This window comes from Sutterella massiliensis, from assembly GCF_016899755.1.
GTDB lineage: Bacteria > Pseudomonadota > Gammaproteobacteria > Burkholderiales > Burkholderiaceae_F > Sutterella > Sutterella massiliensis.
In genome coordinates, this window is record NZ_JACJJC010000087.1 from 1 (window position 1) to 1,294 (window position 1,294).

2 protein-coding genes are annotated in these 1,294 nt (G+C 45.1%); both read right to left on the reverse strand.

Features of this window, described 5'->3' with window-relative positions; genetic code table 11:
• Positions 1 to 678 (reverse strand): transposase (locus H6A60_RS11420; RefSeq protein WP_205104714.1); only part of this gene is annotated, 678 nt, incomplete at its 3' end.
• Between the two features lie 85 nt (positions 679 to 763).
• A complete protein-coding gene (locus H6A60_RS11425; protein WP_239477738.1) occupies positions 764 to 1,201 on the reverse strand; it encodes a lipoprotein in 438 nt (145 codons plus the stop codon).
• Positions 1,202 to 1,294 lie beyond the last annotated feature (93 nt).

Genomic DNA, 1,294 nt, shown 5'->3' on the forward strand with positions numbered 1-1,294 from the left:
TGCCACGATCGCTCGACCGCGCCCGCGTCGTTCTTTGAACTTTTGGAAAACGCCTCGAAGGAACCCTGATTTCGTCAGAGATATGCCATTGGCAACCTCAACGAGAACAGTCTTAAGCCACTGATTCCCTTTTGGTGCTCTGGCTCCCTTGAGCGTCTTTCCCGCCGATTCTTTTACGCCCGGACATATTCCTGCCCATGAGGAAAAGTGCCGAATGGATGGAAAGCTTGAAAGATCGTCGCCCAGTTCCGCAAGGATCAGTCGCGCAGAAACCTCCTTGATCTGAGGAATCGTCATCAGTCTGTCAACGATTTCCTGATACGGCTTCTGTATCTGTCTCAACAACTCCAAGTACTGCTCAGAGGTTTCCTCGATCTCTTCGATTTGCTTCTGCTGAAGCTTCAGCAATTCACGCTGTTCGTCTCCGAGCGGAGCAAGCGCATCCCAAATCTCATCGGCAGAGTGTTTGAGCATCTTCGACTTCGATTTGATGACGGCATCCAGCTCGGAGCTGTTTTCAACCCAAGCAGAAAGAATGGCCTTGGCACACTTTCCGTTGATGTCACTGAAAACGCTTCCTGCACGGGTGCCGATCTGATTGAGCGTCTTGCTTTTTCTATTTTTAGCGCGAGCGAAATCCTGGCGTGAGCGCATATAGGCTCGAGAAATTGTCCGCATGGTCCTGAAGACTTTCTTCGGTACAAAGGAACCTCGCACTGCGGAATTTGAGCAATCATAGAGCAGAGAACTAAATTCTTCTCACTCATTCTTTTGATGATTTTTTGCTCATATTGTAGACAATCATATTAAATGCGTTCTTTCTAGCCACTGTCCTCATCGCTACATCTCTATTAAAATCTGGTAATGGCATCACGAATTGTTCATTTCCCAACAATCTAATTGTTGGCAATTCCTTAGGGAGTCTATTTTCATTCATACCCCAGTCAAATGCATTGACAGCTACGCTAACATGACCATGCACCGTACAAGCGGCTGTCCTTAGCCTAACACCATTTGCAAAACTGACGTAAGTGTCATCTATCTTTGTAACTTGTGGCTGATTTAATTCGTTTATTAGACTCCCAGAACATGTGATTGCAATGTTATTATTGGACAGCCAATAATTAATCTTTTCTTCCGTATTTAATGAGCATCCTGCAAGAAGAAGAGTTGTTGTCAATACGAGTAACGTCTTTTTCATTTTCTATTCTAAAATGTATAACTAGAAGCTTGGGGTGGGCGCGAAATCCGGACTTGTTAATTAAGCCAGTGAGATAGGCGTGAAGCACTTAAG

Bases quoted from the DNA above. Each gene is read 5' to 3' on its own strand.
- H6A60_RS11425 (WP_239477738.1), bottom strand. From the start codon at position 1,201: ATGAAAAAGACGTTACTCGTATTGACAACAACTCTTCTTCTTGCAGGA.